Here is a 13,044-nt window from a genome sequence, read left to right as displayed (position 1 = left end):
GCAGCCGCGCCGGGCGCGGCATTTTCTTCAACCATGGAATTTCGCATGTCGTACGCCATTTATCCCAGCTTGGCCGATCAAAACGTCGTCGTTACGGGGGGCGGCAGCGGCATCGGCGCGGCTATCGTCGAAGCGTTCGCCCGCCAAGGGGCGCGCGTATTTTTTCTCGACATTGCCGAGAGCGATTCGCAAGCGCTCGTCGAAAGCCTACGAGACTGCGCGCACCCGCCCACGTTCCACCGCTGCGACTTGCGCGACACCGACGCGATCGAACGCGTATTTGCCGACATCGGCGCGCAAGCCGGCGTGATCGACGTCCTCGTGAACAACGCGGCGAGCGACGATCGTCATCCGTTCGGCGAGATTACGCCCGCCTATTGGGACGAACGCATCGCCGTCAATCTGCGACACCAATTTTTTTGCGCCCAACATGCGGCTTCCGGCATGAAGACTGCGCATAAGGGGGTGATTCTCAATCTCGGCTCGATCTCGTGGCACCTTGCGCTGCCGAGCCTTTCGATCTACATGACGGCCAAAGCCGGCATCGAAGGGCTCACGCGTGCACTCGCCCGGGAACTGGGCGCGTTCGGCATCCGCGTGAACGCCATCATCCCCGGGGCCGTCCGTACGCCGAGACAGATGAAGCTGTGGCAATCGCCCGAAAGCGAGGCGAAACTCGTCGCCGACCAATGCCTGCCCGAGCGGGTCGAGCCCGAGCACGTCGCAAGAATGGCCTTGTTTCTCGCATCCGAGGACGGCTCGCGCTGCTCGGGACGCGAATACTTCGTCGATGCGGGGTGGTATGGAGCATCTTCATGATTTCACCGGAATGTATTTGGCCGCTGGGCGCCGAACTCGGCGAGGGGCCCATATGGAGCAGCCGCGATAAAGCCGTGTATTTCGTCGACATCAAGCGCAAGCACCTTCACCGCTACAGCACCGAGACGCGCGAGACGATGACCTGGCCCGCGCCGAGCGAGGCCTGCTTCATCGTGCCGAGCGCGGACGGTGCGTTCGTCTGCGGGCTGCGCAAGGGCCTGTATCGATTCGATGCGCGCACGGGCGCCTTCGACAAGCTCAAGGACGTCGAGCGCGACGTCGCCGTCAACCGTTTGAACGACGGCTTCGTCGACCCGCAAGGCTACTTGTGGTTCGGTTCGATGGACGACGAAGAAGATGCGCCCACGGGCGCGCTTTACCGCGTGGGCGACACCGGCGCAATCGAGCGCCGCGACGAAGGCTATGTGATCACGAACGGCCCCGCGACGAGTCCCGATCGGCACACGCTCTATCACACGGACACGCTGGGGCGGACCATCTACGCCTTCGATCTGGACGAGGGCGGCGCGATCTCCAATAAACGCGCGTTCATTCACGTGCAAGGCACCGCGCACCCCGACGGCATGGCGGTGGACGCCGAAGGCTGCCTCTGGGTCTCGCTGTTCGGCGGCGGGTGCATCGAACGCTATTCGAACGACGGCAAGCAGATCGACACCGTCGCCTTTCCGTGTTCCAACATCACCAAGCTCGTGTTCGGCGGCGACGACCTGCGCACCGCCTACGTGACGACGGCTCTGAAGGGGCTGAGCGCGGCCAAGCGCGAACGCGAAACGCTCGCGGGCGGCTTGTTCGCGTTCCGCTCGCCGGTGCCGGGCTTGCCGCAAAACGTCCTCATGCGGGGGCTCGCGCACGCGTCGTGAACGGCTGCGCGCCTCGTCCCGCATTCATTAGGAGAACTCAACACTTATGTCATCGACGCCCACTCGCCGGCTGCGCAGCCAAAACTGGTTCGACGATCCGACGCATGCCGACATGACCGCGCTCTATGTCGAGCGCTTCATGAACTACGGCCTAACGCGCGAAGAACTGCAATCGGGCCGGCCCATCATCGGCATCGCGCAAACGGGCAGCGATCTTGCCCCCTGCAACCGGCATCACATCGAACTGGCCGCGCGCACGAAAGCGGGCATCCGCGATGCGGGCGGCATTCCGATGGAGTTTCCCGTTCACCCGCTAGCCGAGCAAAGCCGCCGCCCCACGGCGGCGCTCGATCGCAATCTCGCTTACCTCGGGCTCGTCGAGATCCTGCACGGTTATCCGCTCGATGGCGTCGTTTTGACCACCGGTTGCGACAAGACCACGCCCGCGGGCTTGATGGCCGCGGCGACGGTCGATATGCCGGCCATCGTGCTGTCGGGCGGCCCCATGCTCGACGGCTGGTTCGAAGGCAAGCGCGTGGGCTCGGGCACCGTGATTTGGCATGCGCGCAACTTGCTGGCCGCCGGCGAAATCGACTACGAAGGCTTCATGCGGCTCACGGCCGCGGCTTCGCCGTCCATCGGCCACTGCAATACGATGGGCACCGCGCTATCGATGAACAGCTTGGCCGAAGCGCTCGGCATGTCGTTGCCCGGCTGCGCGTCGATTCCGGCGGCGTATAGGGAACGCGGGCAAATGGCCTACGCGACCGGCAAGCGCATCGTCGAGCTCGTACGCGAGGACATCCGGCCCTCGCACATTCTTACGCGCGAGGCGTTCGAAAACGCGATCGTCGTCGCCTCGGCGCTCGGCGCATCGACGAACTGCCCGCCGCATTTGATCGCGATCGCGCGCCACATGGGCATCGAGCTCACGCTCGAGGATTGGCAGCGCCTCGGCGCCGACGTGCCGCTGCTCGCCAACTGCATGCCCGCGGGCGAGTACCTGGGCGAAAGCTTCCACCGCGCGGGCGGCGTGCCGGCCGTGCTGCGCCAGCTCGCGCAAGCGAGCTTGTTGCATGGCGGCTGCCTGACCGTATCGGGCCGCACCATCGGCGATATTGCGCAGGCAGCGCCCGATGCCGACGGGGAGGTGATTCGTTCTTTCTCCGAACCTTTGAAGCACGGCGCGGGCTTCATCGTGCTCTCCGGCAACTTCTTCGACAGCGCGATCATCAAGATGTCGGTCGTCGGCGAAGCGTTTCGCCAAACCTACCTGAGCGAGGCGGGCGACGAGAATGCATTCGAGGCGCGCGCCGTCGTGTTCGACGGCCCGGAAGACTATCGGGCGCGCATCGACGATCCCTCTCTCGAGATCGACGAGCGCTGCATCCTGGTCATGCGCGGCTGCGGCACGCTCGGCTATCCGGGCAGCGCCGAAGTGGTCAATATGGCCCCGCCTGCCGCGCTCCTGAAGCGCGGCGTCACGTCATTGCCTTGCATGGGCGACGGCCGGCAAAGCGGAACGTCCGCAAGCCCATCGATATTGAACATGTCGCCCGAATCGGCAGCCGGCGGCGGGCTGTCGTTGATGCGCACGGGCGATCGCGTCCGTGTCGATCTCAATGCGCGGCGCGTCGAGTTGCTCGTCGACGAAGCGCAACTCGCGCAGCGCAGAGCGGAAGCGCCGCCGAGCGTGCCCGAATCGCAAACGCCCTGGCAGGAAATTTATCGTCAGTTCGTGGGGCAATTGTCGACCGGCGGCTGCCTCGAGCCTGCCACGCTATATCTCAAAGTGATCGAGACCCGCGGCGATCCACGCCATTCTCATTGAGTCATCGAGACCTCAACGCAAAGCCATCCCTATGCATATCGACCCTGCTTCTTGTCTCCCCTCGGACCTCGATCGCGCAATCCTCGTCGGCCGCGTCTGGCGCGGTGCGCCCATCGACGGGCCGTCCGTCGTCGTCGTTCGCGGCGGCGAGGCGTTCGACATCACGGCCAGCGCCCCCACGACGAGCGATCTGTTCGATCGCGACGACGTGGCCGCGTTTGCGCGCTGCGCGCCGGGCGAGTCTCTCGGCCCCGTGCAGGCCCTGGTCGATGCGAGCGCCACGGGCGAACCCGGTGCGGCGCCGCGCTTGCTGGCTCCCTGCGACGTGCAGGCGATCAAGGCCTGCGGCGTCACGTTCGCGGTCAGCTTGCTCGAACGCGTGATCGAAGAGCAAGCGGGCGGCGACCCGGCGCGCGCAGCCGAGATTCGCGCATCGCTGCACGCGCTCATCGGAACCGACCTCGCACAGATCAAACCGGGTTCCATGGCGGCGCTGCGCTTGAAAGACGAGCTCAAACGCCGCGGAGCATGGTCGCAATACATGGAAGTGGGCATCGGCGAAGATGCGGAGGTCTTCACCAAATCGCAACCGATGTCGGCGGTCGGCTTCGGCGCCGACGTCGGCCTGTACCCGAGTTCGGCATGGAACAATCCGGAGCCCGAAATCGTGTTGGCCGTCAACGCCGCAGGGCAGGTGGTCGGCGCGACGCTCGGCAACGATGTGAACTTGCGCGACATCGAAGGGCGTTCGGCGCTGCTGCTCGGCAAAGCGAAGGACAACAACGGCTCGTGCGCCATCGGCCCTTTCATCCGGCTGTTCGATGCCGACTTCACGCTCGACGCGGTGCGCGCCGCGAGCGTATCGCTGCGCATTGCCGGCGAGGACGGCTTCGTGCTCGAAGGCGTGAGCCATATGCGCGAAATCAGCCGCGACCCGCTCGAACTCGTGGCGCACACCTGCGGCGCGCACCATCAGTACCCGGACGGCTTCATGCTGTTTCTCGGCACGATGTTCTCGCCGATCAAAGACCGCGACGCCAAGGGCGGCGGCTTCACTCATCATCTGGGCGACGTGGTGACGATCGCGACGCCGGCGCTCGGGGCGCTCGTGAATACGGTCCGGCTCTCGACCGAGATCGCGCCGTGGCAGTTCGGCGTGCGCGCGTTGTATCGGAATTTGTCGAAACGCGGCATCGCGATGTAGATCCCCGACTGGCGGCCCGCTGAAAAAGGCTTTCGCTTCGCGCGGAAGCCTTTTTGTTATTAAGCTCCACTTTAAGTCCACTATAACCTACTTGCATACCAATCAAAGCCCACCTAAGATCCATCCCGTGGCCTGTTCATGGCCGCATCGCACCTTCCGCAAGACACCACCAACCTCACGACCGTCCAGTTCTACGACCGGCGCAGCGATCTGAACCCGTGCGTGCCCGGCACGCTCAATTTCACGGGGAAAGTGGTGCGCGAAATCGCGTCGATGTATGCGGACGCGCAGGCGCCGCTGCACACCTGGTACTTCGGCGGCGACGAAGCGAAAAACATCTTCCTCGGTGGCGGCTTCCAACCGCTCAATGGAACGGACCCCGGCAAGGGCCGCATCGATCTTGCGGTCCAGGACAAACCGTGGGCACGTTCGCCCGCGTGCACCGCGCTGCTGCAACGGGGCGAAATCAAATCGATCGACGAATTGCCGGCGCGCTTGGCCAAGCAAGTGAGCGCGCAAGTCGCGGCGAACGGCATCGACACGATGGGTGCGTGGGAAGACGGGCTCAAAGGCGCGACGGGGGCGCAGGACTTCTCGACCCAACACGTGATCGCGTCGATCTGGGACACCGTGTTCTGGGGGGCAGCCGACAGCGCACGCGACTACGGGGCGAAGGGGTTCGAACCCGTGCTGGCATTGCCCGATTATCTCTACTTCGATTTCCCCTACACGCTCGACCCGCACGAGCGCGGCTATTACTGGGGCTCGCACGCAACCGACGAATACAAGGTGTTTTCGTTTGCTCCGCAGAACTTGCCGCAAAACGCGGAAGTATTCGGCGATCGCAACGGCGCCCCGTTTCAAGCGACCGGCACGGGGGCGCCGCCGCGCATCTACGGCATGCAGGGCCAAGCGTGGGGCGAAGTGATGCGCAACGACCGCTTCCTCGAATACATGGTGTACCCGCGTCTGCTGGCGTTGGCCGAGCGCGCCTGGCACCAAGCGGACTGGGAGCTGCCGTACACCGCGGGCGTGAGCTACGAGCTAGGCGTTACCCATCACGTCGACATCGCCTCGCTCAACCGCGATTGGGCCGGTTTCGCAACCGTGTTGAAGGAGCGCGAACTGCCCAAGCTCGACCGCGCCGGCATCGGCTATCGCAGGCCGACGTTCACCTTGACGGGCGAATGAACGATTGCCGTTCTCGCAACCCAGCCCGCGGCGATGTCCGTGCCGCGGGCTTCACATGAGCCTGCCGCACGTTACTCGTCGCAGCGCAGTTCCCCGCCGGCGCGTCGCACACCCGCAGCCGACCGAAAACCCCGAACGATTGGCGCATTTCTTCGGCATCCGCCGCAAGGGCGTTGCCGCCCACGCACTATCGTGAAACGGCTTTGCCAAGCAACGGTGTTTCATCGAGTGAATGGCACTCAACCAGATAGTGGGGACGGCTATGGGCATCGGCACATTGCATCGCACTTCGGCGACCGCAAAACACGGCTCACCCGGATCGAGCGCTCACCGCGCGCAGCGATTCAAGCCGAGTCGCATCCTCGCATCGCTCGCCCCCGCCATCGCAGCATTGATGTCTAGCTCTCTGCCTGCCGCCGCCAGCGCGGGCGCGCTCCCTACGAACGGTTCGTTCGTGGCCGGCTCGGGTTCGATCAACACGAGCGGCTCGACGATGACGATCGACCAAACGAGCTCCCGCGGAGTCATCGACTGGACCCGTTTTTCTATCGGACGCGGCAATGCAGTTGCCTTTCATAACGGCAACGGTGCAACGCTCAATCGTGTCACGGGGGCAACCCCTTCCATTATTTTGGGCGCCCTGTCTGCCACCGGCGGCGTGTATTTGATCAATCCGCAAGGGATCGTCGTCGGCCCCGGTGGGACCGTGACGACGGGGGGCAGCTTCGTCGCCTCGACGCTCGATACCTGCAATTGCGCCTTCATGAAAGGCAGCGCGCCCACGTTCACGGGCAACTCGAGCGCGTCGGTGGTGAACATGGGCGCGATCGGCTCGACCGGCGGCGACGTCTATCTGATCGCACGCTCGTCGGTGGTCAACGGCGGTTCGATCAGCGCGCCCAATGGCGTAGCGGGAATGGCGACCGGTGCGAGCGTGCTGCTGGGCGATGCTTCGAGCAGCCAGCCCGTCCTCGTGCAAACCGGCAGCGGCGGCTCCGTCGTCAACATGGGCGAGATTCGCGCGGCGCAAGCAAGCTTGCAAGCGGCCGACGGCAACGTCTTCGCACTGGCGGGCAACCATGCTTCGATTCGCGCGACCGGCACGGCAACCCGCGACGGTCACGTCTGGCTCGTCGCCGATACAGGCAACGTCAGCTTGCAAGGCCCGATCGACGCACACAACGCCGACGGCAGCGGCGGCACGGTGGACGTGAGCGCGCGCACGCTCTCGCTCGGCAATGCCGTGGGCGGCACGGCCCTCGTCACGGCGAAGCAGTGGAACATCACTGCGCCCGTGTTCACCATCGACGGCACGGCAGCGAGCGCGTTGAGCGGCAGCTTGAAGGCGGGAACGTCGATCGCGCTGGCAACGAGCGGCGCGCAAGGCGCGACCGGCGATATCGACGTGGCGTCCAGCTTGCATTGGTCCGGGGCGGCATCGCTGACGCTTAGCGCCTATCGATCCCTCACCATCGAAGCGGGTGCGACGCTCGCCAATAGCGGAGCGGGCCACCTCACGCTGCGCGCCGATTCGAACGCGCTCGACAACGGCGGCAGCGTCACCAACCTGGGCGCGATCGACTGGTCCAAGAGCCTCGGCACCGTGGCGGCGTTTCACGACATGAACGGAACGTACACGCCCGGCACGCAGACGATCAACGCAGCGTGGGCGCCTGCGCCGCCGAGCGGGCTGCGCGATCAGATCACGGGCTATGCGCTCGTCAATTCGTACACCGACTTGCAAAACGTCGCGCACGATCTAGCCGGCAATTACGCGCTGGGTAAGGATATCGATGCCAGCGCATCGAGCGATCGCAATTACGTGCCGATCGGCAACGTCGATACCCCGTTTACGGGGCTGTTCAACGGCTTCGGGCATCAAATCGACAACATCAACATCTATCAATCGGTGGCCGGCGATCATGGCGAACAGGGCATGGTGCTTCGCACCCAAGGTCTGTTCGGCTTCATCGGCCCGACGGGCCTCGTCGCCAACTTGGGCGTGAGCGGTGACGGCAACGGTTATGGGTACGGCCAATACGCGGCTTACGGACTGCTCGCCGGGATCAATGAAGGCACCATCGTCGGTGCACGTTCCGCGGGCAGTATCTCCGTCATTAGCGGGCTTGCCTATGCTTCGACGGTCGGTGGGCTCGTCGGCGAGAATCGCGGAACGATCCGGCGTTCGTCGAGCAGCGCGGGCATTTATTCGGAAGGCAACAACGGCGGGCTCGTAGGCAATAACGCCGCCGAGGCCACCCTCGCGCAATCGTTCGCGACCGGCAACGTGGATTCGGAGGCGCACTCGGGCGGCGGCGGCGGTCTGGCCGGCTCGAACGCGGGCACGATCACGCAGTCGTATGCGACCGGCAACGTGTCGTTCAACCCCGACTACTGCGGACCGAACTCAGGGCAGGCCTGCCTGCCGGGCGCCGCAGGCCTCGTCCGGTACAACAGCGGCGCGATCACGCAATCGTTCGCGACGGGACAGGTGACGGAGCCCAATCTTCCCGGTGCGCCGACGCTGCCGGCGATCGGCATCGCGACGTACAACACGGGGACGATCGGCAACGACGTCTATTGGAACAAGGACACGACCGGCGCGAGCATCGGCGTCTACTCCGGGACCCAACTGCCGGCCGCGAACGGCCTCATGACCGCGCAAATGAGCGTTCCGGCGTCGTTCGTCGGATACGACTTCGGCCCCGGAGGCGTTTGGACGATGCCGCCCGACGCGACGCATCCCATCTTGAGCTGGCAGATCGGGCCGTAAACCTCGCAGGCGAGCGCTAGGCGACGTGCGTTTTTCCCGCCTAGCGTTGAAGATGTTCCGCATGCGCCGGAGTCGGTGCGCATGCATTTCGACGATCGTATCGCTCTATCGACGACAGCCGCCCGCGCCATGGCATCCCGCGCGAGCGGCTTTTCGCGTTTACATCGTTGCCCTGGTCGCTAGTCAATCACCACTCAGTTGCCACTGAAGAACGGGATTCGTTGCGCCCGCCGGCATCGCCCAAACCCCGCCAGGCCCGAAGTCCCAACCGGCGAAGCTGGCAGAATCGATCATTTGCGCGCTCGTGAGCCCATTGGCCGCCGAGACGCCCGGCCCGCCCGCGGCCTGGCCGCTCGTGTCTTTGTTCCAATAAACGTCCGAGCCGATCGATCCGGTATTGACCGCAGCGATGCCCGCTAGCGTGGGCGCCGTCGACCCTTGGGCGAGGCCGCTCAAGTTGCCGCTCGCGAACGATTGCGTGATCGTGCCGCTGTTCTCGGCGACGAGGCCGCCGCCTTCGAGCGATGTGCCGGACACCGCGCCCGTCGCAAACGACCGCGCGATCGTGCCCGAGTTGGCGCCGACGAGGCCACCCGCTTGGACCAAGCGATTCGTCTCGCCGCTGTACGGATTGGTGAGCGCGCTCACTGCGCCCGTCGCGTACGACTGCACGATGGTGCCGGAATTTTGCCCGACGAGGCCTCCGGCGAAGCCGGCGTTCGACACCTGCACGTTCGCGCCCGAACGCACGATCAAGCCTTCGTTCGTGCCTACTAGACCGCCAACGGGGGGCGCGCCGCCATCCGCGTAATCGAACAGGTTCCCTTGCACCGAACCGGATACGACGACGTTCGCAATCGTGCCTTGGTTCTCGCCTGCGAGCACGCCACCGGGCACCCCTTTGCTCAGCGTCGATCCGACTGCATTGGTGATGTTCAGATTGCGTACGACGTCGTCTTGGCCGATGGTCGTGAACAGCGCGTTGACGATATCGACCGCGTTCGAAATCGTGTGGCCCATCCCATCGAATTGGCCCGTAAAAGGCCCGCCGATTTCAACCTGGGCCCAGGACGGCAGCGCAATATCTTTGCCCATCGCGTAATTGCCCGCCCCACCGACGTTGTTCAGATCGTCCATGGAGTTGACCAACTGATAGGCCGAGAGCTGCGTCTTCAGGCCGCTGTACTGCGGCGCGCGCCACGCGGCATTGGCCGATTGCGCGCCGGCCGTATACGTGCCCTTCTCGTCGTAATACGCCGTGACGATGCCTGTGCTCTTCGACCAATCGAGCGTGCCGTCGTTGACTACGCTGCCGCCGTTGTCCATTGCGCCGGCATCGGCGCGCAGCACCAAGTTGCCGGTTCCTTTGTTCTTGATCGTCACGTCTTTGTCGACGGTCACGTTATGGAAAGCGCTCAGCGTGAACGATGCCGCGCCTTTCCAGCCGACCGTGGACGCCACTGCGATATCGCCGGCGGCGCCTTGCGCTCCCGTCGCTTGCACGCTCACGCTCGTGCCCTCGCTCAAGCTGCGGGAGAACGCATGCGCCGCACCGGCGCCGATCGTCAGGCTCGGCAGCGAAACATTCCACACGCCGGCCAACACGCTCGGCCCGCAACGAATGAACGTCAGATTGCCTGCGGCCGTATCGACCGTGCCGCCCGAGCCATCGGCGTTCTTGGCTTCGACGCGTCCGCCCAGTTGCACATGGCCCGTATCGGCAACGAGCCAGATATGGCCATCGCGCGTCGCGGTGCCCGTCGCGCGCAGGGCGGCGTGATTGCCGGAGAACGCGAAGACGTTGCCGTCCGCGGCCTGCAAGCTGATTTGCGCGGCGCGGATCGTGCCGCGATTGAGCACACTGCCTTTGTCGCCCAGCGCGACGAACACTTGTTTGCCGCTCGAAGCATCCTGCAGCAGGACCGCTTCCGCGGCCACGAGTTCGGCCGTCCCATTGGGCGCGTGAATGGTGCCGTTGTTTTCGACTTGAGCATCTGCGATCAAGAAGACATCGCCCTTGGTCGAACCGATCTTGCCCAGATTGACCACTTTCCCGCCGGATACGCCGATGAGCGCCATTTGCGCGCCGTTCATGAACGATGTGTTGTCGGTATCGAGGGTGGAGGCGACGAACCGGCCGCCCGTCGAGACGACGCCGCTCGATCCGATCACGATGCCTTGCGGATTGATGAGGTAGAGGCTGCCGGTGGCGGAAAGCGTACCGAGGATCGAGGACGGATCGCTGCCGGTGACGCGATTGAGTGTCGCGCCGTTGCCGTTGTCGAACGTCACGTGGGCGCCCTGGCCGATGGAGAAGCTGTTCCATTCGATGATGCCGCGCGGCGTGCTCTGCACGATGGAGAGCGACCTGCCGTTTTGCTGGAGCGTCCCGCTGCCGGCGACAAAGCTGCCGCCGCTCGGCAGCACGTGCGCATGTGCGGTCGAGACGAAGCCGCACAGCGCAACGACGGCGCCGCGCAGGAGCGATGCGATTAATTTCGGTGCCGCGGAACAAGACGTACTGCTTCTGCTTTTCATGAAGTCTCCGCACTCGACAGATTTTGATGATCGGCAGGGCACGGATGGCCCTCCGCCCCGCAGGTGGTGAATCGACGCGTTTTTTTAAGAGTTTTGGGTGCGCCTTAGCGTAAAGCATTTACCAAGCGCTATCTGATCGCATTCGATTGAAATATGTCCGCAGATACGGACGAGTATTCGGCGTTTTACGCCAGGGTGTTTGCGGCTTGCGTTGGAACGCAAATAAAGCGAACCATACGAGCGCCTGACATGGCCGCTCGTCTTGCCCGCCTGCCGCACATCGGCGCGCCTGCCGCTCTGCCCAGCGGTTGTGTGCTCGTAGCGCCGCAATATTCTCTCGAGGCCGACAAGATCGAACCGATCAAGAGCGTCATGAATTCGAAAGCGCATGTCGACGCATTCGAGTTCACGCCGGACCTAGGGAACTACTTCCGGTGCCGCTGCGCGCGAACGCGCTGCGATCGCAAACGGGTCATTCGTTCGGGGATTATCTGGCCACAATGCGATGACCAAAGAGCGGGTGATGGCCGACAAGCTTTCGCCGCAAAGCGACGAGGAAATCAAGGCTATCGCGAGGGCCGCTGCTCGGACTCCGGCGTTTTGTCCGAGAAGGCTAGTAGCGGCAGACCTGTCAAGGGATCGAGGTGCTTGTCCCTTGCAAGGCGATTGACAAGCTCGTTCGATGGCTTCTCTGGCGGTTTCGCCGCGGCTCGTTCCTTTTCCCATTGGAACGTACCGTCCCAGGCCGGAAGTGGCGCAGGTGGAAGCGGAACGATTTGCTCTATATCGGGGACCATAGGATTACGCTCTTCATTCTTGCTGATAAAGCTGCGAATCAATTCGTAGCGTCGAGAGCGTTCGGCATCTTTGGGCAGCGCGAGGTACCTGATTCTGTCGGACGCTGCGGGACCATCAAAACCTGTCTCCAGGTTGTAGGCCGCCTGAGCGTTACCTGCTTGAACGGCAAGTTGGAAGGCTGATACCGCGCCGGAATAGTCGCGATCAACGGTGAGAACGACTCCGAGCTTATTCGCTGCAGCGCCATCACCCTGCTCCGCAGCGCAGCGCCACATTTCTCGAGCGATCGCCGGCGCCATTCCAACCGGGTTCAGTTGCTCTGCAATGTAGGCTTGCGCTTCTGGGTTACCCAAGTCTGCAGCTTTTCGAAAGTAATGCGTCGCGGCAGCGACATCCTGTTATAAGCCGTACCCAATCTCTAGGTAGTGCCCAACGTCGAAATAGCCTCCCGGGATCCCGTCATGCACCAATTGCATCGCCAAGTCGACCGCCTCCTTCCTCCCCGCCGGGGCAAAAACGAGCTCTTGCACGATTAGCAGTTGGGCGTTGTGATTCGCCTTGTAATGTCCATACGCGGCCGCGATTCTGTAGTACCGCATGATGTCGTCGTAGTCCTTCGCACCCTCGTGCTTCTGCAGATAACGTGCGTAGAGAAAGAGCTTGTCGGCATCCGGGTCTAGTTTGGGCAGATGCGAAGCTTCGCGCTCGCAAGTGAACGCCAACTTCGCTCGCAGCGCACTCGCGTGGGAAGACTCCGATACGGGCGGGTCTTTCTTGGCACAGGCGCACGCCAAGACTGCTAGAAAGATTAGAGCAATTCTGCGTTTCATTTCGTGGTCGGTGTGCGCGATCTATCGACACGCGAAGAATTCACCCCGGGGCTCAGTAGTCGGACCTGAATAATCGTGCGAGGCGTATGCAGTAAGGCTGTGAAGCCGAAACGGTGTTGTTGGATTTGCAAGAAGCGGGCATATTGATGCGTGAATCCTGCAAATCCTGACGAGGTGTG

The 13,044-nt window shown here is 63.7% G+C and carries 7 protein-coding genes and 2 pseudogenes; 6 read left to right on the top strand and 3 right to left on the bottom strand.

Features of this window, described 5'->3' with window-relative positions:
• The first annotated feature begins 45 nt into the window (after positions 1 to 45).
• The 6 genes and pseudogenes from xylB to QQS38_RS17380 all read left to right on the top strand — a co-directional run bounded on the left by xylB (position 46) and on the right by QQS38_RS17380 (position 8,699).
• Complete coding sequence (gene xylB, locus QQS38_RS17405) at positions 46 to 819, top strand: D-xylose 1-dehydrogenase (protein WP_479646607.1); 774 nt, start codon at positions 46 to 48, stop codon at positions 817 to 819.
• Positions 816 to 1,700, top strand: a complete 885-nt coding sequence (locus tag QQS38_RS17400; protein ID WP_479646606.1) for an SMP-30/gluconolactonase/LRE family protein — start codon at positions 816 to 818, stop codon at positions 1,698 to 1,700. Before xylB ends, QQS38_RS17400 begins: the two co-directional genes overlap by 4 nt.
• A gap of 46 nt (positions 1,701 to 1,746) precedes the next feature.
• The gene (locus QQS38_RS17395; protein WP_479646605.1) at positions 1,747 to 3,531 is read left to right on the top strand and encodes an IlvD/Edd family dehydratase; all 1,785 of its coding nucleotides are present in this window, start codon (positions 1,747 to 1,749) and stop codon (positions 3,529 to 3,531) included.
• Positions 3,532 to 3,562: 31 nt separating this feature from the next.
• A complete protein-coding gene (locus QQS38_RS17390; RefSeq protein ID WP_479646604.1) occupies positions 3,563 to 4,735 on the top strand; it encodes a fumarylacetoacetate hydrolase family protein in 1,173 nt (390 codons plus the stop codon).
• Positions 4,736 to 4,894: 159 nt separating this feature from the next.
• A pseudogene (locus QQS38_RS17385) lies at positions 4,895 to 5,926 on the top strand (family 20 glycosylhydrolase); the annotation flags it as partial.
• Between the two features lie 394 nt (positions 5,927 to 6,320).
• Entirely contained in the window at positions 6,321 to 8,699 is a 2,379-nt protein-coding gene (locus QQS38_RS17380; RefSeq protein WP_479646603.1) for a two-partner secretion domain-containing protein, read from the top strand.
• Positions 8,700 to 8,882: 183 nt separating this feature from the next.
• Here QQS38_RS17380 and QQS38_RS17375 read toward each other — a convergent pair whose 3' ends face one another.
• From QQS38_RS17375 to QQS38_RS17365, 3 genes and pseudogenes are all read right to left on the bottom strand, one after another.
• Positions 8,883 to 11,237, bottom strand: coding sequence for a two-partner secretion domain-containing protein (locus tag QQS38_RS17375; protein WP_479646602.1), 2,355 nt, complete (start codon positions 11,235 to 11,237; stop codon positions 8,883 to 8,885).
• A 566-nt stretch (positions 11,238 to 11,803) separates the two neighbouring features.
• A pseudogene (locus tag QQS38_RS17370) lies at positions 11,804 to 12,196 on the bottom strand (DUF6396 domain-containing protein); the annotation flags it as partial.
• A 237-nt stretch (positions 12,197 to 12,433) separates the two neighbouring features.
• Positions 12,434 to 12,865, bottom strand: coding sequence for a hypothetical protein (locus QQS38_RS17365; RefSeq protein ID WP_479646601.1), 432 nt, complete (start codon positions 12,863 to 12,865; stop codon positions 12,434 to 12,436).
• Between the last annotated feature and the right edge of the window lie 179 nt (positions 12,866 to 13,044).

Source organism: Trinickia sp. Z7, assembly GCF_056498045.1.
Note: the sequence above shows the minus strand (reverse complement) of the source record. Positions and strands in the feature narration are given on the sequence as shown.